We start from the raw sequence: 21,712 nt of genomic DNA, 5'->3' as shown, positions 1-21,712 counted from the left end.
GGCTATTCATATCTTAAGGCTTCCGCCGGTTCTGTTTTGGCTGCTCGATAAGCGGGATAAATTGTTGATAATAAAGATAACAACAAAGAAAACAGAATCACAATCACCACTTGCATCGGTTCGATTGAGGTCGGTAGAAAAACCCCATTCGTATTGACCGCACTTATTATCTCTGCCAGATTTAATGTCATCAGCACGCCGAATAAACTCCCAATCAACGTACCAACCAATCCCACTAACAAGCCTTGATAAATAAACACCGAACGCACCTGAGATTTTGTTAGCCCTTGGGTTTGTAAAATTGCAATTTCCCCTTGTTTATCCACCACCATCAGGCTCAAAGAAGTCACGATATTGGAAATCGCCACGACAATAATCAAGCTAATCAATAGCCCCATCATATTTTTTTCCATACGCACGGCTTGGAAAAATTCACCTTTTTGCACACGCCAATCGCTGATTTGATAATGTGGAAAATAGTCAGGCAATTCGGTAATGAAGAAAGGATCGCTCAAGAATAAACGATAACCCTGCGCCTGTTCCGGCTGAATACGCATTAATCGGCCGATATCCGATAAATTGGCAAATGCGGTGTAACCTGATACTTCGCTGCTATCGAAATAAATGTTGCTCACGGTAAAAAGGCGTTGCATTGGCACTCGCCCAAAAGGCGTATATTGGCTATTTTCCGTAATCATTAAACGGATTTTATCGCCTACATTGACATCAAGTTTTTTTGCAAGCTGATCGCCAATCACCAATTTAAACTCACCCGTCGGTAATGTATCGCTAAAACTTGCATGATCTAAAGTTTCTAATAAGGGATCATCAGAAAACGACCGCACACCAATGATTTGTCCCGCGCTCACACCTTTAGAGGTTTGATAAATCACATTTGTGGTATTAATCGGCACCGCTTTTTGTACAAAGTGCGGTAAGTTTTGCAATGATTTTTCCGTAGCAATCGGCTGTTCTTGGCTGATAATGGCGTGAGGAATGGAAGAAAGCACCTGCTGCTTTTGATAGTCCTCCAAACCATTCATGATTGAGAGGACAATAATTAATGCCATCACACCTAAAACGATGCCGAAACTGGCAAGATTTGTTACTAATCGCCCAAAACGATCGGCGCTTTTGGCACGCCAATAACGTAGGGCGATATAAAGAGAAACGGGAAAACGCATATTACTTTTGTTTGAGTTGTGCAACAAAATCTTCAATATTTTGCGTTACTTTTTTCACGAGTGTCGTAACGGCACTATCACTTGCCCAAGCAATATGCGGGGTAATAATTAAGTTCGGCATCGTTTTTGCCGCAAGAATCAGCGGATTGTCTTTTTCCGGCGGTTCTTTAATCATAACATCGATGGCGGCACCGCCTAAATGCCCACTCGTTAATGCAGCCAATAAAGCGTTTTCATCCACCAAAGGCCCTCGCCCCGTATTGATTAAAAACGCCCCTTTTTTCATTTGAGACAGGGTTTCCGCATTAATTAAGTTTTCTGTCGTTTGGGTTAATGGGCAATGCAAGGTGACAATGTCCGCTTGCTTTAAGACTTGCTCAAAAGGCGTATAACCTTCACGGCAAGTTGCTGCATCTTTATGCTCTGCGTAAAGCACATTCATTCCCAAGGCTTGTGCCAATCGTCCGACTTCCGTCCCCAGACAACCTTTTCCAAAAACGCCAAGGGTAGAACCCCGAACATCAGTAATCGGATAATCAAAGTAACAAAACTGCTGACTTTCTCCCCATTTTGCCGAGGTTTGATCACGCAACCAACCGGCAAGACTGTGTTTTAAAGAAAAAATCAGTCCCATCACATGTTCGGGTACGGTGACGCTGGAATACCCTGTCACGTTTTTGACTTCGACGCCTAATTCTTTTGCCGCAATTAAGTCAATATTATTGGTTCCCGTTGCGGTAATCGCGATGAGTTTAAGTTTTGGCAATTGCGCTAAGGTGTTACGATCAAAAATGACTTTACTGGTAATCACAATATCCGCATTTTTAGCCCGTTCAATAGTTTGTTCAGCCGAAGTATGAGGATATTCAATCCATTCATGCTCAAAATTCGGGCGAGGAATAGGAATGTGTTTTGGAATAGCGGTACTGTCTAAAAATACGATTTGCATAATGTTCTCCTTTTTTACTTAAAAAAGTGCGGTCAAAAATGTTGCTGTTTTTAACCGCACTTCGCCATTAAATTGAGGTATCTAATTCAGGGAAAGATTTCACTAAATCATCAATGGTTTTCATTTGTGAGACAAACCCTTCCAACGCTGATAACGGTAAGGCTGACGGACCGTCACATTTGGCTTGATTCGGATTCGGGTGGGCTTCTAAAAATAAACCTGCAATCCCTACCGCCAAACCTGAACGGGCAAGTTCCGTTACTTGCTCACGGCGACCACCGGATGCAGCACCGAACGGATCACGACATTGGAGTGAATGCGTGACATCAAAAATCACAGGGCTACCTTTGGAAGCTTTTTTCATGACACTGAAACCAAGCATATCCACAATGAGATTATCATAACCGAAGTTAGTACCGCGATCACAAAGAATCACTTGATCATTGCCGCATTCTTCGATTTTTTCCACAATATTACCCATTTGACCGGGGCTTAAAAATTGCGGTTTTTTCACATTAATCACTGCCCCTGTGCGTGCCATCGCTTCCACTAAATCCGTTTGACGGGCTAAAAATGCCGGAAGTTGAATCACATCTACCACATCTGCCACGGGCTGGCATTGGTAAATTTCATGTACATCCGTGATGATTTTTACACCGAACGTTGCTTTCAATTCTTGGAATATTTTTAACCCCTCTTCCATACCCGGCCCGCGGTATGAATGAATAGACGAACGGTTGGCTTTGTCAAAAGAGGCTTTAAATACATAAGGTACATTGAGTTTTTCGGTAACCTTAACATAGGCTTCGCACACTTGCATCGCCATATCACGACTTTCAAGTACATTCATTCCACCGAAAAGAACAAAAGGCTTGTCGTTTGCAACATCAATATGACCGATTTTTATAATTTTATTTTGCATAAGTTTTCCTTATTAATGAATCGCGTGAGGAGCTTGTTCAAGCTCATTTTTAAGTTCTGAAAGTTGTGTACGAATGAACGTTGAAGTCGGATCTTGCGGGCATTTATCAACAAAATATTTTAAATCTTTCAATGCGGTAGGATATGCCCCCATTTGTGCCAGCACTAAACCGCGGTCGCGGATATTATAGGGATCGTCAGAACGATGAACCAGCGATTCAATGTAGAGAAACGCCATGTCATTATGCTCTTCGCGAATGAGCGCATTTTTGGCAAGCTGTTCAAAGCGAGAAAAAAGCAGTTGGAGATCCGCTCGCGCAAGTTCTTCCGGCTGAATTTGCGCACCGAAACCAAAAGCGCCTTCATAAAGTTGCTGTAATTTTTCTTGAGAAATATAGCTACCGTTCCAAGGATCAACAAATATCACCTTGTCATCAAGTTCCACACGTAAAATAAGCTGCGTTGGAAAATTGACGGGATATATCGGTAAATCCAACGCTTCCGCGAGATACAAGATTATCGCACCGAGGCTTACCGGCATTCCTTCTCGATATTCTAAGATATAAGGCAAATACAGATTTCTTGAACGGAAATAATTATTCGGGTCACAATGAAAGCCCCAATCCCGATAAACCAGCTGCAACAAACGCTGAATGCGCTCTTCTACTGACCAATCCGGTGAAATTTCACGGCGTGCTTTGCGTACTAAAGCCCCCATTTTTCCCCGAATTGCGACCTTTGATTCGCCGTAATTATCAAAAATAATATGATAAAAACTGACAAATTGATCGAACAATGCACGTCTACTATATTTCATCATCTCTTCCAAAAACCGTATGTTACGCGTTCATTGTCGCCATAATCACGCACGGTTGCAATCGCTTGCCAATAATTTTCCGCAAAAATAGACCGCACTTTTTCACCTTGTTGCCAACCGTGTTCCACCAACAGCGCACCGTTATCTTTTAAATAAGTCGGTGCATATTCAATAATATGGCGCAAATCCCCATAGCCTTGCTCGCAAGCAATTAAAGCGGACAGCGGCTCAAAACGCACATCGCCTTGTTTTAAATGTTCATCCTTTTCATCAATGTAGGGAGGATTACTCACAATCAAATCAAACTTCCCTTCTACCTTTTCAAACCATTTACTTTGTAAGAAAACCACATTAAGCCGATTTTTTTCCGCATTGGATTTTGCCAATTCCACCGCATTCGGGATCAAATCCACCCCAATAATTTTTAATTCGGTCTGTTGTTTTTCACAAATCGGTAGTAATTCTGCCGCCAAGGCTAAAGCAATCGCGCCTGTCCCCGTGCCGAGATCCAATATGCCAAAGTGCGGTGGATTTTCTTGCAGTTTTTCCCTCGCAATCTGTAAAGCGGATTCCACTAAAATTTCCGTATCGGGGCGAGGAATCAAGGTATCTTCAGACACATTTAGAGAAAGTGACCAAAATTCTTTTTCACCCAAAATATAGGCGATGGGTTCACCTTTTAAACGACGTGCTAAAAGTGCGGTTAAATTTGTCCGCACTTTTTCATCTATTTCCGTCTCATCAAAAGCCAAAATTTGTGTACGGGATTTATCGGTAGCCTGTTGTAATAAAATCAATGCCTCATTTTTGCCGTTCTCATAAGGATTGGCTTGATCTAAAGCTTCTGAGGCTTGCGCCAGCCATTGTCGATAATTCATTATTTTCCGTCTTGAAATACCACAGAACCAATGACTAAATCGGTTAAAGATCGACGATCATCACGTATAAGCGCGACAATCCCACTGATAATGATCAAAAAACTTGTCCATGCAAGCAATTGATCAATCAGCTCACGACCAATATATTTGCCAAACGCTATCGGCTGTTGGGTGGCATAATCAAATACACGTAGCCCCAGCCAACGTTTTGCAATGGTTTGCCCATAAGTTTTCATAAAATAGATTTGTAAACCTAAATACAGCAAAACTGAAAGCAATCCGGTAAAGCCTCCAAATACAAAGCCGATAGTTAATATTACCCATAAAATGGCGCCGTTAATCATACTGGCAAGCCAGCGTTTAAAACGGCTGGCGGGGGTGGTCGATAAAAATTGAAATTCGGTATTTTTGGGGTTTTCAACTAACATGTTATTTCTCTCTAAGCAAAAAAGAGTATCCGAAACGGATACCCTTGTTTTAGTTATTTTCAGATAATGCCGCCAATTGATCCGCCTGATATTCTGTAATGATCGGTTGGATCAGCTCATCAATTTTTCCGTTCATCACTTCGTCTAAACGATAAATCGTTAAATTGATACGATGATCGGTAACTCGCCCTTGCGGATAGTTGTAAGTACGGATTTTATCCGAACGATCGCCCGATCCCAACAGGTTACGACGCATATCCGTTTGTTCTGCCGCTTGGCGTTCTTGTTCGGCTTGCACAATTCGTGATGCCAATACAGACATCGCTTTGGCTTTATTTTTGTGCTGTGAACGTTCATCTTGACACTCAACGACAATCCCCGTTGGAATGTGGGTAATACGCACCGCAGAATCTGTCGTATTAACGTGCTGACCGCCGGCTCCGGACGAACGATAAGTATCAATACGTAAATCGGCGGGATTAATTTCCGGCATTTCCGATTCAGGTAGTTCCGGCATTACCGCTACCGTACAAGCGGAGGTATGAATACGCCCTTGAGATTCAGTTTTCGGCACACGTTGCACACGGTGTCCGCCGGATTCAAATTTCAACTGACCATATACCGCATCACCGCTAACTTTTACAATGATTTCCTTATATCCGCCCTGTTCACTTTCATTGGCGCTTAATATTTCTACTCGCCAACGTTTACTTTCCGCATAACGGCTGTACATACGGAATAAATCGCCTGCGAAAATCCCCGCTTCATCACCACCGGTTCCGGCACGAATTTCCAAATAGCAGTTGTATTCATCATTCGGATCTTTTGGTAATAAAAGAATTTGAAGTTGCTGTTCCACTTCTGCAATTTCCGCTTTGGATTCTTCAATTTCCATCTGCGCCATTTCTTTCATTTCCGGATCGTCTAATAATATCTCCGCTTCTTCAATATTTTGGTTCAGTTGTGTCCAGCGGTTAAAACATTTCACCACATCTTCAAGTTGTGCATATTCTTTGGAATAGGCGCGAAATTTATCTTGATCACTAATCACTGAGGCATCACCAAGTAATGCCTCTAATTCTTCATAACGTTCTTTTAAACTTTCAAGTTTTGCAATAATGGAATCTTTCATAAATTGTCTTTAGTTAAACCAGAAATAAAACCGGCATATTCTAGCTGATTTTAGGGAAAATTGACAGTATGCAAAGTGCGGTCACAAAAAACAACATTTTTTTGAATGTTGGCTTTGCCAACAGCGGCGAAGCCATAAATATTATGGATAAAACCGACCGCACTTTTAAATACGCGTCACATCAAATTTGCTCAAATCAATACGATCTTCCGTGCCATAAAAATCCGCCAAGGCTTTTCGTAAGGTCTCCGCCCGTTTCGGCAAACCTTTTGTCGCATAACTTTTTACCTGTTCATACACGGCTTGTTTAAAAGGTTGGGTATCACCGGGATTACCATTGAGATTATCGGCACTGGCAAAATAGCGAAAACCGGCAGCAGTTGCCAAAATCCATTCCAGTGCCTGCGGTTTCACTTCGACTTTTTCAAAATCACGCTGACGTGCTTCCGAGCGACCGTCCGGCTCATACCAATAACCGAAATCTTCCAGTTTACGCCGTTCTTTGCCGGCAACCAACCAATGGGCAATTTCATGCAATGCACTGCTGTAGAAACCTCGCGCAAAATAAATGGCGTTATAGGGGACATTTTCATTTGCCGGAATGTAAATTGGTTCTTCTCCCCCTTTCACAAGACGGGTATTATATTCTTGCTCAAAACATTGATTAAAAATGGCGATAATATCTTCTAACTGATGTTCCATAATTCTCTATTACTCAGGCTGTAAAGCTTTGGATTATATCACCAAAGACTCATTTGCTCCTGTTTATTTTCTTCCGGTAATGCCACATTCAATCCGACCAAACGAACTGATTTGCCTTGGCTACGCTGCCAAATTTGTATGAGTAATTGCTGAAAACTTGCCAAGCAAAACGGCAATCCGGTTTTTTCTAATGTGGTAACCTGAAAATCTTCAAATTTCAGTTTCACCCCAATTTTACGAAAAGCCGTCAAAGGGATATTCGGGGCGGCACGTTCAAGGCGGCGAAGAAGTTCAGCATACAAGTTATCCAACAGCGCAATCCCCTGTTCCGACCGTTCGATATTTTCTACAAGGGTACGCTCTACGCCAATAGATTTACGTTCGCGATGGGCTTGTACTTCACGTTCATCAATGCCATGACTAAAATCCCAAATTCGTTTGCCTATTTTGCCAAATTGATTGAGTAATACAGTTTGCTCTAATCTTTGAACATCAGCACAGGTTTCAAGCTTCATTTCTAATAAACGCTGTGATGTGATTTTTCCCACACCGGGAATTTTCTTTAGAGGCAAAGCTTTAATAAATTCCGCTACCTCGTTCGGTTTAATCACAAATTGTCCGTTCGGTTTATTCATATCAGAGGCAATTTTGGCAAGAAATTTAAGAGGTGCAATGCCTGCCGACGCCGTCAGCTTGAGTTCATCAAAAATCGCTTGGCGAATTTCTTGCGCAATCCAAGTGGCGGAACCCGAACATTTTTCGCAATCCGTTACATCCAAATAGGCTTCATCTAAAGAAAGAGGCTCAATAATATCGGTATAACGATGAAAAACTTGATGAATTTGTGCAGAAACCTGTTTGTATAACGACATATTAACCGGCACAAGAATAAGATGAGGACATTTTTTCACTGCCTGTGCGGTAGGCATCGCACTATGTAAACCAAATTTTCGAGCTTCGTAGTTACAGGTTGTCAATACCCCTCGTTGGCGCGAATCGCCACCAACCGCAACAGGTTTTCCCTGTAATAAGGGATTTTCCCGTATTTCCACTGAAGCATAAAAACAATCCATATCAATGTGAATGATTTTGCGCGCTAAAGACATAAAGAAAAGTGCGGTTAAAAAGATGAGGCTTTAGTATAGCGAAAAGCAAAACACTGTTCAACCATACAGTAAAAATAAACCTGCGCATTGGCAGGTTTATATCAGAAAGGATTATTTACGTTCATGAAGCTCTTTTTTGTCATTAAATCGAATAATACGATCAATCGGATAGACATCAATTCTAGATTGCGGATTGGTAAAAATAGGTCTAAATTTTTCCTCAATTTGGACAAACGGAATTTGTAGATTAATGGTGACTGATTTGCCCGGCATTAAGGTGGATTCCAGCTCAAGCTGCATATTTTGACTATGAACAATCTCACGTTTGCTCACATAAGCACTTATCCATTGAATATTAGAAATAGGCTTATTTCCGGTATTTGTTACCACATATTTAAACATCACCAAAGCTTGGCCATTGTTATCAATCACTAATTGACGATCTTCAACATTGATTGAAACGGCTTGTGAAATAGCCTCTACCTCAGCAACATTCTCTTTTTTGGCTGTTATTTTCGAGGCTGTTTTTGTGGGCGCTGCCAATGTATTCATAGCCAAAAATAGTGATACCATTGAAACAGCAATAAAAGGTTTTAAATTTTTCATTTTATTTTTCCTTTAATAGAAAGTGCTCGAATTCTAACCCAACGCAAAGGATTAATAAATAGGTTCTTTTATTAGGTTCTTTTTTTTGCTACACTTACCGAGTTTTTGGGGCTGATTCTGGATTCGACGGGATTAGCAAAGCCCAAGGTGCACGTCGAGGTGCGGTAGGCCTCGTAAATAAACCGCAAAAAAATAGTCGCAAACGACGAACAATACGCTTTAGCAGCTTAATAACCTGCATTTAGCCTTCGCGCCCCAGCTTCCGCTCGTAAGACGGGGATAACGCGGAGTCAAACCAAAACGAGATCGTGTGGAAGCCGCCGTTTGAGGATCGAAGCATTAAATTGAATCAAACTGGCTTAAGTTTAGCGTGTCTGTCCGCATACTTAAGTGAAATCAAAGATTGACTAAACGTGTAGTACTGAAGGTAGAGTAATTTCGGACGCGGGTTCAACTCCCGCCAGCTCCACCAATTATTTGTTTTTTAACGTTTTTTGTGTTTTTTCTGTTCTTATAATTCAATAAAAACAACTATTTATACGTTTTTATTGTTTTTTCTGTTCACCTTAGTTTTTAGTGATTGTTCCCTAATTGTTCCCTAGTCTATTTTTTTGGGAAAACCAGGGAACAATTGAGAGATAAATTTTTATTTTTCAAAGGCTTAAAAACTAATGGCTAATCAAAAACTAACGGATAGCTTTATCCGCTCAATGAAACCCGGTCAAACTAAAGGCGATTTAATCGAAAATCTTTACATTAAGGCGAATCAGGCTAAGGGCTCTTATCGTTGGCTTTATATTTTTACTAATCCCGACAATAAGCAAGAACGCCCGAAAATGACGATTGGCAGCTATCCGATGATGTCACGTGCGGAAGCGTTAGAAATTGCGGTAAAGTACAATGCGCTTTTAAAGAAAGGGATTAACCCTAAAACCTACGAAGAGAAAGAAGCAGCAGAGGCTGAAATTCAGGCGATGACGTTCAAGCAAATCGCCGAGATGTTTAGAGACTATCACCGCCATAATGTGAAAGATATTAATGACTCGATGCGGCGGGTTGAACTTTATCTTTATAAAAAATTTGGTGATATGCCGCTGAATAAAATCAATTTGGCGGAATGGCATTTACATTTAAAGCAATGGGAAACGCTGAAAAACGATACCGTAAAGAAGGTTGCGGGCACAGCTAGGCAGATTTTAGACTATGCGCAGATGTGCGGCTATATTGCGCATAATCCTTTAATCACGCTTAGAAGATCACTTGCAACCATAGAAGCAAAGACAAACCCAACGATAAAGCCGGAAGAATTACCCGCTTTTATGCGTGCATTATGGCTTTCTAATGCCGAACGGCAAACTAAGCAGCTTATTGAATGGCAGCTTTTAACCGCTACACGGGCGGGGGAAGCCGTGCGCGCTCGATGGGATGAAATTGATTTTGTGCGCAAGGTGTGGACGATTCCCGCCGAAAAGATGAAGGCGGGTAAAATTCATTTGATCCCTTTGAGTTCTCAAGCTCTCGCCCTACTCGATGAGATGCGGACAATGAACAGCGATCATGAATACGTTTTTTATAGCTCACGCAGTAAAACCGGACATATGAGCAGCCAATCCGCGAATAAATGTATCGGTGACGGCGTAGGCTATAAAAGGGTACTAACCTCTCACGGCTTGCGCTCGATATTTAGCACCTATATGAATGACCTACACGACCCGATGATTCATCATGAACATATTGAATCTTGCCTTGCGCACGTTACGGGGAACGGGGTGAGCCGCCGTTATAATCATTCAGAATATCTTGAGCCAAAGCGATACATTATGCAACGTTGGGGCGATTATATTGCACAATGCAAGCACCCTTAGCCATTACCACACAGGCGGCAGCATTGCCGCTTTTCTTTTATCCGGTGATGACGACCGGCGGGGGTTAGCTTGTTGCACTATATGCAACGCTCTTTTATCGGTAAAGCCCAAGCCCTACGGGTTACCGCAAGCGGTAAGGCTTGACCGCTAACCGCTTATGCATAACGTTTAACCAAGCCAACGCCCACCTATATAGCTGACGCTATCAATCTATATGTTAATCATACCAACCCTACCCGACTAAACAAGCGAAAAACCTCAATTTACCTCGATTTTTAAACGAAAACCCACGCACGAAAAATCGCTAGCAAACCTTCGCCACGCCCGCACGCTTTTTATAGTGATTTCAACGCAAATTTTAAAAGCCGTTCACGCCTTGCCAATACTGGCGCGCCTTGATGTTTTAAATGCTCGATTTTTAACGCAAACCCACGCAGCAAAACGCACGCAACCGCCATTTTTAACCTTATTTTTTAAAACTCTTTGAAAAAAACTTCACTTTTTTCACTTTTATCACTTAACTTTTATTAATTTATTGATTTATAAAGAAAAAATATAAGTGATAAAAAGTGAAAAATCAGTGAAAAAAGTGGAAAAAGTGAAAAATTGAGATTTTAGGCAAAATAGCCGGAAACGAAAAAATGACAAATTCCGCCCCATTTTGTGAAAACGCCAACCACACCGACAATCAATCGCTATTTTTTGCCAAGCCGATAAGATGGCACACATACAAAGGCACGTTATAGAACGTAGAGAGAATCACGATATGAGTTAAATCCTATGATAAGTAAAGAACGCTTTTTAAAGTTTGAAGAAGTGATTGCGCGCACCGGATTAGCGAAAACCACAATTTACAAGCGAATGGCGGCGGGATTATTTCCGCAAAACATAAATTTAGGCGGTCGCCGTGTGGTATGGCTTGAAAGTGAAATCAACGAATGGATGCAACAACAAATAGAACGAAACCGAAGAGAAGAACCAAATGCAGCATAAGATCGAACAATTTACCCAACACCAAGCGGAATTTTCAGCCGGATTGCACCAATTGGAAACCCTAGACAAAGAAATTGACCGACAAAACAAAATTATCTTAGCCCTTGATAATGAGATTTCAGAACTTGAAGAACAAGGCAAAGCGACCAATGGGCAAGCCTTGCCGGATTCCGATCTTTTTATGAAGTTTTACAGCAAAGAACGGGAAGCACGTGATAAACGTGCAGGCGTGCGCCAATTTGTCAAACAGTTACAACATAACCGTGAATGTTTAACCCTTGATTTATCCGAAACAAAACGCCGTTTAATTCATGCACATTCTGATTTAGTCGAAAGTGCGGGCGAAAAAATCATTGATGAAATCACCTCGCAAATTTGCCAGCCGTTGGCGAATGCCCTACAAGCCATCAGCCTATCAGAAGGCTTTAAAGCAGACTTGCGAAACCGTGAAAACATTTTGCGGAAAAATATCGACCCGCTCGATTTTATACTCACCCTATTTATGCAAAAGCTCGAACAAAAGGGCGTGAAATTATTAAATCAAAAAGACCGCACTATTTTAGCGTACAAGCTGGATTTTGAGCAGCTGGACAAAATACCTGACATTTCACCAATTAAGGCAAACCAGTTACGCCAAGCCTTAAGACAGGGCGAATAATTCACCCCGTGGCGGCGTGGATTGCAAATACCTTTATTATCAACTTTAAATGAGAGTTAAAGCCATGGCTAAACAATCAAAATTTTTCAGAGTTGCCAAAGCTGGCGCAACCACAGACGGGCGAAAAATCAGCCCGGAATGGATCGAACAGATGGCAAAAAATTATAACCCGGCAGTCTATCAGGCACGCATCAGCATTGAGCATATCAAAGGCTTACACCCGAATAGCGATTTTCGCAATATGGGCGACGTGCTGGCACTGAAAACCGAAAAGAAAGGTAAAGACTTTTATTTATTGGCTCAAATTGCGCCGACAGATGAACTCGTTGCCTACACCAAAGCAAAACAAAAGAATTTTACTTCAATCGAAGTAAACCCAAGTTTTGCCGATACCGGCGAAGCCTATTTAGTGGGGTTAGCCGTCACCGATAACCCGGCAAGCCTAGGCACGGATTATTTAGAATTTGCGGCGAAAAACACCACGGCGAACATTTACGCCGCACGCAAAACCGACCCGCAAAATATCATCACCGAAGCCGTTGAATTTACTGCCCAATGGGAAGAGGTCGCCGACCCCCCCCCCAAGAAAAACCGGTTGAATTTAGCTCGCTACTGGCAGAAATCCAACAATTACGCGCGGAAAATGCCGCCATGCGTGAATCAATGGAAGAGATTAAAGCCACCTTTAAACGCTTGGAAAAAACCCCGGCACCGGGCTATAAAGAACGCCCGCTTGTCGCCGGTGAAATGCCATGTGATAACCACTTTAGTTTTTAACTTAAAAGGATCTTATTATGCGTAACGAAACCCGCAATAAATTTAATGCTTATCGTGAATCTGTTGCCTTGGCTAACGGCTTATCCGTTGCTGATACGGATAAAAAATTCACCGTAGAACCCAGCCTACAACAAACCCTAGAAAACAAAGTGCAGGAATCATCTGCTTTCTTGCAAATGATTAATCTTGTCCCGGTTGCAGAACAACAAGGCGAACGCCTAGGCTTAGGCGCGGCCAGCACCTTGGCAAGCACCACCGACACCACGACAAAAGACCGTGAGACCCAAGCGATCACCAATATCGACAGCATTAAATATCACTGCCAACAAATTAACTATGATTCACATTTAACCTATGGGCAGCTCGACCAGTGGGCAAAATTCCCTGACTTTGCCGCCCGTATTGCCGCCGTTAAACAGCAACGCATCGCCCTTGACCGGATTTTAATCGGTATGAACGGCACAAGCCGCGCGGCAACGTCAAACCGTGCATCAAATCCATTATTGCAAGATGTGGGCATTGGTTGGCTTGAAAAAATCCGCACCGAAGCCACAAAACGCAATATGAAGGAAGTCGAAAGCGGCAGCGGTAAAATTTATATCGGTAAAGGTCAGCACTATCAAAACCTTGATGCACTTGTTTTTTCAGCCGTAACGGATATTTTGGAACCGTGGTTCCATGAAGATCCGGAATTGGTCGCGATTATGGGGCGCGATTTATTGGCGGATAAATATTTCTCGCTAATCAATAACAACAGCGACAAAGCCACGGAACAGTTAGCCAATGATTTAATCATTAGCCAAAAACGCGTAGGCGGTTTGCCGGCGGTGCGCGTTCCTTCTGTACCGGCCGGCACAATCCTCATCACCCGTCTTGATAATCTCTCGATTTATTATCAAGAAAGCGCGATGCGCCGCAGCATTGTAGAAAATGCGAAGCGTGACCGCGTGGAAGATTATCTATCAAGTAACGATGCTTTCGTGGTAGAAAATTATGACTGCGTCGCCTTGCTTGAAAACATCGAATTCAAGGACAAATAACAATGCGCCCCACACAAGCCCACGTGTTAAAAATGACCGCACTTGCTGAAAGTGCGACAGAAAATGAAGATTTTGCGGATTTAAGCGGCTATGAAAAAATGCTTAGAGTGTTATCCCGACACAAAAAGGATTTAAAGCTGATTCAATCCAACGAACGCAAAGCCGCCTTCAAAAAGCAAATTTTACCCGACTATATGCCGTGGATAAATGGCGCACTGGAAGCCGGCAGCGGAAAGCAAGACAACATTTTAATGACTTGGCTTGTGTGGGCGATAGATTGCGAAGAATACGCCCTCGCCCTCACCCTTGCCGATTATGCACTTTTTCATTCCCTCGCCTTGCCGGATAATTTCAACCGCACTTTAGGCACGCTTTTAGCGGAGGAATTTTCAGACCGTGCGCAATTTGCCCAAAATGAGCAAGCCGCCTATTTACTCACTTATTTATTACGTATAAAACAGCTCACAGATGGCGAAGATATGCCCGACCAAAGCCGCGCAAGGCTTTATAAGGCGATAGGCTTACTCGATGCCGAAACTAACCCACAACGCGCACTTGAACACCTCACCCGCGCCAATCAATTAAATCCGAATTGCGGCGTGAAAACATTAATTAAACGCTTGCAAAAACAAACCGCCCTTTCTTAAAATGATGGCGTGATTTTATGATGAAATAGCGCAGTCTTTTCATCATAAAATCTCGTCTATTCTCCCCTATCCGCTCGCACCGGATCTTTTTTATTTTACAGGCTTATGACTTATGGAATTTAAACCGCACTTATTTAAAAGTTGGTTCACTTTGGCAGAAACGCAACAACTTTTAAAAAACAATTACAAATTTGAATATAGTAAAAAAGAAATTATTGCTACATTATCTAAATATCCGAAATCAGCATTACTTTATTTTGATGCAGAATACAACGACGAAATAAATCAATTAACCGTTACGGGAAAAAAGCAAAAATTCGCAAAAATGGAATTTATTATTAACCCTGATTTTGATATTCAAAATGCACCAATCATTTTTAGAAATGCGCTAGATAAAATATTGAAATCCCCTCGGAGTATTTTAACTTCCAGAGAATCAGAAATTATTATAACCGCAATTCAAGAAAAGCCCTTCATACATTATTTTAAAGGGCTTTTACATATTCCTGAAATTTGTTTTGATGACGTAATTTTTAATTTAAGCACAGATGAAGAGCTGATTTTACCCGAAACCGAATTTTATAATCCCATTAATAAAAAATACTCCTTAGAGTTGGAAGATGAAGAAAAAGAAAAAATAAGAAAAGAGCGTAAACTATTTAACAGTTTAATTGGTGAACAAGAAAACTTATATGAAAATGGATTAATTACCATTCAAGAATATGATGCTAAAGTGCATGAAATATATAATAAGCATTATACGATTTATGAAGATTTAGAAATATATTCTAATTTTATCTTCATTCGATTCAATCCCGCTGCACTAGGTTCAATTATTTTAGATAAAGTGCAAATTTTCGCACATGATTTTTCCTATATCGCCAACCTTTTTGAATATGAAAATGAACAACGTGCAACCAATGAAACGGAAGAAAATGAGAAACTGACAGAACAATCCGACACACTACAACCGCCAAAAACAGAAAAAACGGTTAAAAATAAATCGAACCCGCCGCCACAAAATCCGACACTCCGCAGTAAAAAGGAGTTTTTTACCCCGATGATTTTAGCCAGTATGCACGCCACGGCGAAAGCCTACCCACATTTAGGCGGCTATCAAATTATTAATGCCATTATTGCGCGGCTGATTGATGAAAGAGGCTTTAGAACGCCCGATTTTTACACGCCTGAAGCCTATTTGAAGAAATTTAAGAAAATCTACGATCACCCATTTCCCCGCAATAGCGGGCGCAATAAAGCGCAATTTACCGCCATTATCGTTGAATCTGACGATTAAAAAAGAACCGAAAATTGATTGAAAGAAAATCGAACAACCGCTTTTTAAGTTGTTCGATTTTTCACATTTCTATTTGATTTTACCCGCCCTTCCCTTTCCCTATGATGCACTTGCTAGGGTTGAACAGCCAAGCACAGAGAAAACACAAAGAACACATTTTAAGCAACATTTAAACAAACATAGGGCAGCTTATGGAAACAAACCAAATCTATTTTAATGCGCGTGAAATCGCTGAAAAATTGGGCGTAAGCCGCAGCGGGATTTATTCCCTTATGCGTTCTAGTCATTTTCCGGCACCAATTAAGATCGGGCGTTTAAGCCGTTGGAAAGTGGCAGACGTAACTCAATGGCTAAACGAAAGGAAAACCGCCAATGGGTAAAAATAAAAAGCCCCGAATGAAGCGCAATCATTCAGGGCTAATCACACCGCCAAAGGCGGAATCAATGCAAGACAATTTTAGCAACTTCCCAGTGATTGGCAAGTTATTAACACAATTAAACATAGGGGAAAATATGAGTACACAAGGCGCAGATGAAGCAGGCAAAGATATTTCAGACGGCTTTAAATTCTTTCTAAAAGCCGTGGGCGCTGGCGCGTTTATCGCTTTAATTTGTTGGCAAGCGCCGAATTTAGCGGATGCATTAATTCAGCTTATTACAGCGATAAAACAATAAGCCAAAAGAAAGCCCACACTCGCACAGTGTGGGCAACAGGCTTATCACTAATGGCTTAGTGAAAATAACTTGAAATGTCTTAAACCTAAGGAATGCCAATTAAACCCTAACCAAATGTAGCAAAAAAATCAAAATAGGATTCAATATGAACAACGTTATTTTAACCCAATCAACAAACCACACAACCCCAAAAGCACAAAAACCGCTTGCACCTTGCTTTAGATTGCATTATATTAAATCCGCTTTAGCAAAATCTAAAGTACGAGCCTCGAAACTCGTTTTGTTAGAAATGGCGAACAGCACGCCAAACCGTGCTTTTTTTGTTCGTAGCGTTTACGCACCTATTCAATATAGCCTATTTTCTGATAGTCTATTCTCAATGGTAGCGCATAATGGGAAAGGTTCCGCCCTTTGCCGTTCTACATTTCTAACGGTTTTCGAGCCCGTTATGTGCTACCGCCCAAGCCTCGAAACTTTAGCGGTAGTTCCTCAAAATTTAGAAATGGAAACCGCAGAGATGATCTACAAATTTCTATGCGTGAATCGCACGTACCCGCACTTTAATTTGTGCGTTCAAACTATTCAAGCCAACAACGAAACTAACGCGCGCCTAAGCCTTAGCGCCGATTTTCAATGCCTTTCACTTATCGCCAAAATCAACCCGAAATTTAACCGCACTTTTGTGCAAGGGGGGATTTATGCCTAACTATGCAGAAATAGAGCGTGAAGTTCAACGCCGTATCAACAACCCAACCCCAGCCGAACAAGTGCAAGACAAAATCGAAGCATTTCACGCACAAAATATCAACATAATGACGGAATTTTACCCCGATTTAGTGTTGGCTCTTGATGAATATTATCGATCAGCAGAAATGAAGGAAGCCAAACGACAAGGCGGAATGCTTTGCTTACACGAAATAATGAAAAACCATAGTCAAACTGTAGATGAGCAATATAGCCGGTTATTGGCGGATATTCGGGCGATTTTAGCGGGGGGGAAAGATGAATAAAACATTGATCACCCCTAACGGTATTTCCTCCTCCTTTTCTACTTTTACACAAGGGGGCGTTTATGGCAGAGGTTAAATTTAACTGGTTCGAATTCGATGCACTGGTTATCGAGATGAACAATTTACAAGAGTTGATCAGCGTAGCCAATCTTTATATCGCCGAAGAACACGAGACCGCCGGGCAAGCCGTGAGCGCCATTCAAAGCCTCACCAAACGCATTTATCTTGATTTATTGGCAAAACAAGAACAAGCCACACAAGACAGAGGGGGCAAAAATGGCAATTAGTCTCTACTCTCTCACCGATGCCAACAATGAAACCGCTTACTATGCCGTAGTGAAAATTCAAATTAAACGGAAAAAATTCATTTCATGCCGCTATTTTGAATCAGACAAAGCCATTGCCCGCCAATGGGCGAAAAGCGAAGAAACAAGGCTGAAGTTAGAAAATGGCGGAAAGGTGAGCCAAACCGAAAAAGCCAAATATCAACATCACGCTGCTTTACAACAAAACAGCCACGCACAAGCCTTTAACGATTTATTCAAAATCATGAGCGGAAGAAACCCACACCCACAAGGAGCGACAGCATGAACACCTATTCTTTACACTTTCCCAACGGCGCAGAATTGGAATTTTTCGCCAGTGATAGCGCGCTATTTAATGAAGCTTTCTTTGGGCTTGAATTTCCTAAAAATGAGCAACTCAATTTTTACGAAAGACGAATGAATAAAATTAAGAATAAACGCAAAGCCCAGCGCATCGCACGCCGGAAAAATCGGAAATAAGGGGGATTTATGGCAACCATTATCAAAAGAAATAAAGGATGGCGCGCACAAGTGCGCCGTAAAGGGATTTCAAAGTCAGAACAATTCCGCACTAAAGCCGAGGCTATCGCATGGGCTAAAGCGTTAGAGGAAAAAATCATTAATGGCACTTATCACACGGGGATCCCTTATATCACCTTTGCGGATGTGATTGATAAATACATCAAAGAAGTCAGCCGCTATAAGAAAAGTTACCGTGAAGAACGCTTGCGCCTCTTCCGCTTAATGGATATGCCGCTAGGGCGCGTTTATTTAGTGGATTTAAAGGAAGATGATTTTAGATTATGGCGTGATGAACGCCTTTCTAAAGTCAGTGTAGCCAGCGTTTTACGGGAATGGAATACCCTTTCCCATATTATGACAATGGCATGCGGTGAATGGAAATTCCTGAAAGAAAATCCCCTTAAAAACGTGCGCAAACCGAAAACCCCGCATGCACGCACACGCCGTTATAGCCATGAGGAAATCGAACGCTTGAAATTTGTTTCCGGCTTTTCACCTAACCGCACCCCGCTCACCGCATTAAGCCGAGCGGGGGCAGCGATGTTATTTGCCCTTGAAACCGCCATGCGCGCCGGTGAAATTTGCAATGCAAAATGGAAAAATTACAACCGGCAAACGAAAATTTTACATATTCCGACCAGTAAAAACGGACACCCGCGCAATGTTCCGCTTTCAACAAAAGCCGTAGCGATTCTCGACACAATGGAACGTTTAAGTTTTGGAGAAGAAGAACCCATTTTTCAATTAACTGCCAAAAACCTCGATGCAAATTTCAGAAAATTGAAAGAGCGGGCGGGGCTTGATGATGCCGATTTACATTTTCACGACACAAGACGGGAAGCCTTAACCCGCCTTGCGGAAAAAGTGGACGTGATGACATTAGCAAAAATCAGCGGCCATCGAGACATTAAAATTTTACTGAATACTTACTATTCGCCAAAAATGGAAAATGTAGTCAGTTTATTAGGATAAGGATAAAAAATGACCGCACTTACTATCGACCAATTAAATAAAACCGTTGAACAATTAAGCCGGCGCGTTGCGTTATTGGAAAATAATAAAACCAAATCGCAAACCGGGTTAGATATGAACCCTCAAGCAATATGGACACCGAAACACATTGCAAAATATTCCGGCTTTAGTTATGGCTATATCCGCAATCATTTAATTAATGCAGCGGATTTTCCCAAACCTATCCAACGCAACACCGGCACAGCACGGCAGCGTAAACTTTATTTAGCCGGTGAAATCATTCAATATTTTAGCCGTAACAATAAAAACTAAGCAAAATAAAGGCGGGATAATTCCCGCCCAATAAGGTTTATTATGAGCAAAGACAAACAACCGGATTTTAAGAAAATATTCAAACAATCAAAAGATAATGAACGATTTGAATATTTTATTAATTGGTATAAAAAACCATTATTCAAAGATGAATTAACCGATTTTCTTTATTTTTATAATGGTAAAAAATGGGAATTATTAAAAGATAATGATGCGCTTTCTTTGGTGATTAAGTTTTTCGATGAAATGAACGTTAATTATAACGTATCAAATGCAAAAACACTTCTCGAATTAATTGTTTTAAAAATGCCTAAGTTAGATAAACCAAATTTAGAATTTATCCCTTTTTCTAATGGCGTAATCAATCGTAAAACAGGGGAATTTTTACCCCATAGCAAACATTATTTTTTACGTTCTTTTATTGATATTGAATACACCCTAGAAAATAAGCCCATGCCAAATTTTGAAAAGTGGATAAATTGGGCAAGCAAAAATGATCATGAGAAAAAATGCCGCATTCTTGCTGCCTTTTATATGATTTTAACTAATAGCTATAAATGGCAATTATTTTTAGAAATCACCGGTGAAGGCGGGAGCGGTAAAAGTATATTTAATGAAATTGCGATGATGTTGGTAGGCGAGGAAAATTCAACCAGCATAAATTTAAAAGATTTAGAAAAAATTTCATCCAGAACCAAGCTATTAGATAAAACTTTAATCTTTGCACCCGATCAAGGGAAGTTAGTCACGGATGGAGCAATTTTAAAAGCCTTAACCGGCGGTGATGTAATGAGCTTTGAACCAAAATATAAAGATCCTTTTGATGCTCGAATCCAATCGATTTTTTTAATGACGAATAATGAACCAATCGTATTTACCGAACATAACGGCGGAATCTCCCGCCGCCGTGTGCTTTTTCATTTTGCGGATAAAGTCCCCGATAATATGGTTGATGACAATCTAGCAAGAAAGATAAAGCAAGAAATGCCCAGTATCATCAATCTATTAATCAGCACTTTTAAAGATGATCCATTAAAAGCGAAAAAGCTATTAGAAGCGCAACGAGACAGCAAAGAAGCAATAGGGATCAAAATGGAAACCGATCATATTATGCACTTTGCGTCATTCTTTGAAACCAGAGAAAAAACAGGCGGATTAAGACCGGGAAAAATTCAAGATGCGTTAGCATGGCATAAAGGACTTTTTTCTCTTTATGGCGAATATTGCAAAATAGCTGAAATAAAATATCAGCTAAATAAAGCCACATTTTTGAAATCATTCATTAGGGCATTGAAGGATCATAAAAATCTATACCCTTACAAAGAAAGCATAAATGACGGCTACAAATTAACCAACGTTTACTTAAAAAATGATTCAATTGAGGAACTCAAAAAAGAGTGGGAAAATTAGGCAAAATAGCAACAAAAAGGCGGTTAAAAAACCGTCTTTTTTTGTCTATAAAAAAAGCTAAATTTAGTGTAAGTGAAAAAATTTTCCACTTTCATCACTTAAAAAGTGAGTTTTCCACTTGAAAAAATCCTTTAAAATCAAAGGCAAAGTGAAAAAGTGGAAAAAGTGAAGATTTTTTCTAAAAAGTTTTTGAAACAGAAAAAATCTATAATTATTTAAGCCTTTTTATGTTGCTTTAGATTGCTTTAAATTGACTTTTAAAAAACCGCCTTTTACAATCCAAAGCCGCTAAGTGTGAACAAAATTTAATCGCACAATTCAGACGTTAAACAGGGAACTGAATCGTCGTCCGATTTTTTACTACAACGGCAGAGCCATTCCCAAAAAATTGGGAAGCTGGTTCAATTCCTCAAAATAGCAATTTTTACTGTTCCCCAATTGTTCCCTACTTTCAATACAGGAACTTTATAAATTATTATAAAACAATGATTTATAGTATAGTTGGA

General features: G+C 40.8%; 27 protein-coding genes and 1 other RNA gene. 18 read left to right on the top strand and 10 right to left on the bottom strand.

The window, feature by feature from the left end:
• Positions 1–2: 2 nt before the first annotated feature.
• The 10 genes from FEE42_RS01205 to FEE42_RS01160 all read right to left on the bottom strand — a co-directional run bounded on the left by FEE42_RS01205 (position 3) and on the right by FEE42_RS01160 (position 8,723).
• Positions 3–1,184, bottom strand: coding sequence for a lipoprotein-releasing ABC transporter permease subunit (locus FEE42_RS01205; RefSeq protein WP_164027502.1), 1,182 nt, complete (start codon positions 1,182–1,184; stop codon positions 3–5).
• A gap of 1 nt (position 1,185) precedes the next feature.
• Positions 1,186–2,133, bottom strand: a complete 948-nt coding sequence (locus tag FEE42_RS01200) for a 2-hydroxyacid dehydrogenase (RefSeq protein WP_164027501.1) — start codon at positions 2,131–2,133, stop codon at positions 1,186–1,188.
• A gap of 67 nt (positions 2,134–2,200) precedes the next feature.
• The gene (gene kdsA / locus FEE42_RS01195) at positions 2,201–3,055 is read right to left on the bottom strand and encodes a 3-deoxy-8-phosphooctulonate synthase (RefSeq protein WP_164027500.1); all 855 of its coding nucleotides are present in this window, start codon (positions 3,053–3,055) and stop codon (positions 2,201–2,203) included.
• Between the two features lie 12 nt (positions 3,056–3,067).
• Complete coding sequence (locus FEE42_RS01190; protein ID WP_059365255.1) at positions 3,068–3,871, bottom strand: SirB1 family protein; 804 nt, start codon at positions 3,869–3,871, stop codon at positions 3,068–3,070.
• Entirely contained in the window at positions 3,871–4,749 is an 879-nt protein-coding gene (gene prmC, locus FEE42_RS01185; protein WP_164027499.1) for a peptide chain release factor N(5)-glutamine methyltransferase, read from the bottom strand. Before prmC ends, FEE42_RS01190 begins: the two co-directional genes overlap by 1 nt.
• Positions 4,749–5,177: an RDD family protein gene (locus FEE42_RS01180; protein ID WP_135969231.1), complete on the bottom strand. Its 429-nt coding sequence runs from the start codon at positions 5,175–5,177 to the stop codon at positions 4,749–4,751. The genes prmC and FEE42_RS01180 overlap by 1 nt, the downstream gene beginning before the upstream one ends.
• Before the next feature lie 49 nt (positions 5,178–5,226).
• The gene (prfA, locus tag FEE42_RS01175) at positions 5,227–6,309 is read right to left on the bottom strand and encodes a peptide chain release factor 1 (RefSeq protein WP_059365258.1); all 1,083 of its coding nucleotides are present in this window, start codon (positions 6,307–6,309) and stop codon (positions 5,227–5,229) included.
• A 165-nt stretch (positions 6,310–6,474) separates the two neighbouring features.
• Positions 6,475–7,011, bottom strand: coding sequence for an elongation factor P hydroxylase (locus FEE42_RS01170; protein ID WP_059365259.1), 537 nt, complete (start codon positions 7,009–7,011; stop codon positions 6,475–6,477).
• A gap of 38 nt (positions 7,012–7,049) precedes the next feature.
• Positions 7,050–8,117 (bottom strand): DNA polymerase IV, encoded by a 1,068-nt coding sequence (gene dinB, locus FEE42_RS01165; RefSeq protein WP_164027498.1) that lies wholly within the window; start codon positions 8,115–8,117, stop codon positions 7,050–7,052.
• Between the two features lie 111 nt (positions 8,118–8,228).
• The gene (locus tag FEE42_RS01160; protein WP_059365261.1) at positions 8,229–8,723 is read right to left on the bottom strand and encodes a hypothetical protein; all 495 of its coding nucleotides are present in this window, start codon (positions 8,721–8,723) and stop codon (positions 8,229–8,231) included.
• A 107-nt stretch (positions 8,724–8,830) separates the two neighbouring features.
• Here FEE42_RS01160 and ssrA point away from each other — a divergent pair.
• The 18 genes from ssrA to FEE42_RS01070 all read left to right on the top strand — a co-directional run bounded on the left by ssrA (position 8,831) and on the right by FEE42_RS01070 (position 21,206).
• Positions 8,831–9,195, top strand: a transfer-messenger RNA (tmRNA) gene (ssrA, locus tag FEE42_RS01155).
• Between the two features lie 199 nt (positions 9,196–9,394).
• A complete protein-coding gene (locus FEE42_RS01150) occupies positions 9,395–10,588 on the top strand; it encodes a tyrosine-type recombinase/integrase (protein WP_164027497.1) in 1,194 nt (397 codons plus the stop codon).
• A gap of 780 nt (positions 10,589–11,368) precedes the next feature.
• A complete protein-coding gene (locus FEE42_RS01145) occupies positions 11,369–11,581 on the top strand; it encodes a helix-turn-helix transcriptional regulator (protein ID WP_164027496.1) in 213 nt (70 codons plus the stop codon).
• On the top strand, positions 11,571–12,239 hold the full coding sequence (locus FEE42_RS01140) for a hypothetical protein (RefSeq protein WP_164027495.1): 669 nt from the start codon (positions 11,571–11,573) through the stop codon (positions 12,237–12,239). Before FEE42_RS01145 ends, FEE42_RS01140 begins: the two co-directional genes overlap by 11 nt.
• Positions 12,240–12,303: 64 nt before the next feature.
• Entirely contained in the window at positions 12,304–13,041 is a 738-nt protein-coding gene (locus tag FEE42_RS01135; protein ID WP_164027494.1) for a GPO family capsid scaffolding protein, read from the top strand.
• Complete coding sequence (locus FEE42_RS01130; RefSeq protein ID WP_164027493.1) at positions 13,034–14,056, top strand: phage major capsid protein, P2 family; 1,023 nt, start codon at positions 13,034–13,036, stop codon at positions 14,054–14,056. Before FEE42_RS01135 ends, FEE42_RS01130 begins: the two co-directional genes overlap by 8 nt.
• 2 nt (positions 14,057–14,058) lie before the next feature.
• The gene (gene gpM, locus FEE42_RS01125) at positions 14,059–14,703 is read left to right on the top strand and encodes a phage terminase small subunit (protein ID WP_164027492.1); all 645 of its coding nucleotides are present in this window, start codon (positions 14,059–14,061) and stop codon (positions 14,701–14,703) included.
• A gap of 112 nt (positions 14,704–14,815) precedes the next feature.
• The gene (locus FEE42_RS01120) at positions 14,816–16,000 is read left to right on the top strand and encodes a hypothetical protein (protein WP_164027491.1); all 1,185 of its coding nucleotides are present in this window, start codon (positions 14,816–14,818) and stop codon (positions 15,998–16,000) included.
• Between the two features lie 191 nt (positions 16,001–16,191).
• The gene (locus FEE42_RS01115) at positions 16,192–16,380 is read left to right on the top strand and encodes a helix-turn-helix transcriptional regulator (protein ID WP_164027490.1); all 189 of its coding nucleotides are present in this window, start codon (positions 16,192–16,194) and stop codon (positions 16,378–16,380) included.
• Positions 16,373–16,675, top strand: coding sequence for a hypothetical protein (locus FEE42_RS01110; protein WP_136126130.1), 303 nt, complete (start codon positions 16,373–16,375; stop codon positions 16,673–16,675). The genes FEE42_RS01115 and FEE42_RS01110 overlap by 8 nt, the downstream gene beginning before the upstream one ends.
• Before the next feature lie 145 nt (positions 16,676–16,820).
• Complete coding sequence (locus FEE42_RS01105; RefSeq protein ID WP_164027489.1) at positions 16,821–17,381, top strand: host cell division inhibitor Icd-like protein; 561 nt, start codon at positions 16,821–16,823, stop codon at positions 17,379–17,381.
• Positions 17,374–17,685 (top strand): hypothetical protein, encoded by a 312-nt coding sequence (locus FEE42_RS01100; protein WP_164027488.1) that lies wholly within the window; start codon positions 17,374–17,376, stop codon positions 17,683–17,685. Before FEE42_RS01105 ends, FEE42_RS01100 begins: the two co-directional genes overlap by 8 nt.
• Before the next feature lie 62 nt (positions 17,686–17,747).
• Positions 17,748–17,972, top strand: coding sequence for a hypothetical protein (locus tag FEE42_RS01095; RefSeq protein WP_164027487.1), 225 nt, complete (start codon positions 17,748–17,750; stop codon positions 17,970–17,972).
• On the top strand, positions 17,962–18,276 hold the full coding sequence (locus tag FEE42_RS01090) for a hypothetical protein (protein ID WP_164027486.1): 315 nt from the start codon (positions 17,962–17,964) through the stop codon (positions 18,274–18,276). Before FEE42_RS01095 ends, FEE42_RS01090 begins: the two co-directional genes overlap by 11 nt.
• Entirely contained in the window at positions 18,273–18,470 is a 198-nt protein-coding gene (locus tag FEE42_RS01085; protein WP_164027485.1) for a hypothetical protein, read from the top strand. The genes FEE42_RS01090 and FEE42_RS01085 overlap by 4 nt, the downstream gene beginning before the upstream one ends.
• 9 nt (positions 18,471–18,479) lie before the next feature.
• Positions 18,480–19,484 (top strand): tyrosine-type recombinase/integrase, encoded by a 1,005-nt coding sequence (locus tag FEE42_RS01080; RefSeq protein ID WP_164027484.1) that lies wholly within the window; start codon positions 18,480–18,482, stop codon positions 19,482–19,484.
• 9 nt (positions 19,485–19,493) lie between these two features.
• Positions 19,494–19,796, top strand: a complete 303-nt coding sequence (locus FEE42_RS01075) for a hypothetical protein (RefSeq protein ID WP_164027483.1) — start codon at positions 19,494–19,496, stop codon at positions 19,794–19,796.
• A gap of 42 nt (positions 19,797–19,838) precedes the next feature.
• A complete protein-coding gene (locus FEE42_RS01070) occupies positions 19,839–21,206 on the top strand; it encodes a DNA primase family protein (RefSeq protein ID WP_164027482.1) in 1,368 nt (455 codons plus the stop codon).
• The last annotated feature ends 506 nt before the right edge of the window (positions 21,207–21,712 follow it).

The organism is Rodentibacter caecimuris (genome assembly GCF_010587025.1).
Classification (GTDB): domain Bacteria; phylum Pseudomonadota; class Gammaproteobacteria; order Enterobacterales; family Pasteurellaceae; genus Rodentibacter; species Rodentibacter caecimuris.
This window is presented reverse-complemented; position numbering and strand designations above follow the sequence as displayed.

Bases quoted from the DNA above. Each gene is read 5' to 3' on its own strand.
- FEE42_RS01205 (WP_164027502.1), bottom strand. From the start codon at position 1,184: ATGCGTTTTCCCGTTTCTCTTTATATCGCCCTACGTTATTGGCGTGCC.
- FEE42_RS01200 (WP_164027501.1), bottom strand. From the start codon at position 2,133: ATGCAAATCGTATTTTTAGACAGTACCGCTATTCCAAAACACATTCCT.
- kdsA (WP_164027500.1), bottom strand. From the start codon at position 3,055: ATGCAAAATAAAATTATAAAAATCGGTCATATTGATGTTGCAAACGAC.
- FEE42_RS01190 (WP_059365255.1), bottom strand. From the start codon at position 3,871: ATGAAATATAGTAGACGTGCATTGTTCGATCAATTTGTCAGTTTTTAT.
- prmC (WP_164027499.1), bottom strand. From the start codon at position 4,749: ATGAATTATCGACAATGGCTGGCGCAAGCCTCAGAAGCTTTAGATCAA.
- FEE42_RS01180 (WP_135969231.1), bottom strand. From the start codon at position 5,177: ATGTTAGTTGAAAACCCCAAAAATACCGAATTTCAATTTTTATCGACC.
- prfA (WP_059365258.1), bottom strand. From the start codon at position 6,309: ATGAAAGATTCCATTATTGCAAAACTTGAAAGTTTAAAAGAACGTTAT.
- FEE42_RS01170 (WP_059365259.1), bottom strand. From the start codon at position 7,011: ATGGAACATCAGTTAGAAGATATTATCGCCATTTTTAATCAATGTTTT.
- dinB (WP_164027498.1), bottom strand. From the start codon at position 8,117: ATGTCTTTAGCGCGCAAAATCATTCACATTGATATGGATTGTTTTTAT.
- FEE42_RS01160 (WP_059365261.1), bottom strand. From the start codon at position 8,723: ATGAAAAATTTAAAACCTTTTATTGCTGTTTCAATGGTATCACTATTT.
- FEE42_RS01150 (WP_164027497.1), top strand. From the start codon at position 9,395: ATGGCTAATCAAAAACTAACGGATAGCTTTATCCGCTCAATGAAACCC.
- FEE42_RS01145 (WP_164027496.1), top strand. From the start codon at position 11,369: ATGATAAGTAAAGAACGCTTTTTAAAGTTTGAAGAAGTGATTGCGCGC.
- FEE42_RS01140 (WP_164027495.1), top strand. From the start codon at position 11,571: ATGCAGCATAAGATCGAACAATTTACCCAACACCAAGCGGAATTTTCA.
- FEE42_RS01135 (WP_164027494.1), top strand. From the start codon at position 12,304: ATGGCTAAACAATCAAAATTTTTCAGAGTTGCCAAAGCTGGCGCAACC.
- FEE42_RS01130 (WP_164027493.1), top strand. From the start codon at position 13,034: ATGCGTAACGAAACCCGCAATAAATTTAATGCTTATCGTGAATCTGTT.
- gpM (WP_164027492.1), top strand. From the start codon at position 14,059: ATGCGCCCCACACAAGCCCACGTGTTAAAAATGACCGCACTTGCTGAA.
- FEE42_RS01120 (WP_164027491.1), top strand. From the start codon at position 14,816: ATGGAATTTAAACCGCACTTATTTAAAAGTTGGTTCACTTTGGCAGAA.
- FEE42_RS01115 (WP_164027490.1), top strand. From the start codon at position 16,192: ATGGAAACAAACCAAATCTATTTTAATGCGCGTGAAATCGCTGAAAAA.
- FEE42_RS01110 (WP_136126130.1), top strand. From the start codon at position 16,373: ATGGGTAAAAATAAAAAGCCCCGAATGAAGCGCAATCATTCAGGGCTA.
- FEE42_RS01105 (WP_164027489.1), top strand. From the start codon at position 16,821: ATGAACAACGTTATTTTAACCCAATCAACAAACCACACAACCCCAAAA.
- FEE42_RS01100 (WP_164027488.1), top strand. From the start codon at position 17,374: ATGCCTAACTATGCAGAAATAGAGCGTGAAGTTCAACGCCGTATCAAC.
- FEE42_RS01095 (WP_164027487.1), top strand. From the start codon at position 17,748: ATGGCAGAGGTTAAATTTAACTGGTTCGAATTCGATGCACTGGTTATC.
- FEE42_RS01090 (WP_164027486.1), top strand. From the start codon at position 17,962: ATGGCAATTAGTCTCTACTCTCTCACCGATGCCAACAATGAAACCGCT.
- FEE42_RS01085 (WP_164027485.1), top strand. From the start codon at position 18,273: ATGAACACCTATTCTTTACACTTTCCCAACGGCGCAGAATTGGAATTT.
- FEE42_RS01080 (WP_164027484.1), top strand. From the start codon at position 18,480: ATGGCAACCATTATCAAAAGAAATAAAGGATGGCGCGCACAAGTGCGC.
- FEE42_RS01075 (WP_164027483.1), top strand. From the start codon at position 19,494: ATGACCGCACTTACTATCGACCAATTAAATAAAACCGTTGAACAATTA.
- FEE42_RS01070 (WP_164027482.1), top strand. From the start codon at position 19,839: ATGAGCAAAGACAAACAACCGGATTTTAAGAAAATATTCAAACAATCA.